1 protein-coding gene is annotated in these 943 nt (G+C 67.8%); it reads right to left on the reverse strand.

What is annotated here, in order from left to right; all coding sequences use genetic code 11:
- The coding region (locus tag AB4Z46_RS35305) for an MBL fold metallo-hydrolase (protein ID WP_442288208.1) at positions 1–943 on the reverse strand (943 nt) is incomplete at both ends.

Genomic DNA, 943 nt, shown 5'->3' on the forward strand with positions numbered 1-943 from the left:
TCCACATGTCGACGTCGCGCTCGGCGGTCCAGATGCGCGGGTCGGCATGGCCCGAGGCCTCGTCGTAGGCACGGCTGACGTCGAAGGGCATGCAGTGGTCGAAGATCACCCAGTGGCCGTACTTGGGCTTGAGCCTGGCGTAGGTCTCCTGGTAGACCGCGTTGAGGTCGCGCCCGGCYTTCACGCCCGCCTGCACGCTCGCGTAGACGTCGGCGATGAAGTCGCGCGTGCCGGCCAGGCCCTTGGCCACTTCGTCGGGCGTGGTCAGCGCGGCGCCGCGGCCCGGCACCAGCGCGACGGGCTTGAGCGCGGCAATGTTGTCCAGCGTCTTGGGCCAGTCCTGGAAGTAGGCGTCGCCGGCATAGGGGGTGGCATCGAACTCGACCAGGTCGCCGCTGAGCAAGGTGCGCTCCTGCGGCAGCCAGACCACCGTGTCGCCCTTGGTGTGGCCGCGACCGAGCTGGATCAGCTGCACTTCGAGCTTGCCCAGCCACAGCGTCATCTTGCCGGTGAAGGTCATGGTCGGCCAGGTCATGCCCGGGGGCACGGTCTCGACGTTCTGGAACAGGCGCGGGAAGCGGCCGATCTCGCTCGCCTTGTCCTGTTCGCCGCGCTCGACGATCAGGTCGCGCGTGTCCTGGCTGGCGATGATGTGCTCGGGCTGGTAGCCCGCGGCGCCCAGCACGCGCACCGCGTGGTAGTGCGTGAGCACCACGTACTTGATCGGCTTGTCGGTGACTTCGCGGATGCGGCGCACCACGTCGGCGGCCATCGCCGGCGTGGCCTGGGTGTCGGCCACCAGCACGCAGTCGTCGCCGATGATGATGCCGGTGTTGGGGTCGCCCTCGGCCGTGTAGGCCCAGGCATGCTCCGAAATCTGGCTGAAGGTGATCTTCTTCTCTTCGAGATCGGCCTGGCTGGCGAACTTCTTGGTCTGGGTCAT

It is taken from the genome of Variovorax sp. M-6, from assembly GCF_052114385.1.
Taxonomy (GTDB): domain Bacteria; phylum Pseudomonadota; class Gammaproteobacteria; order Burkholderiales; family Burkholderiaceae_C; genus Variovorax.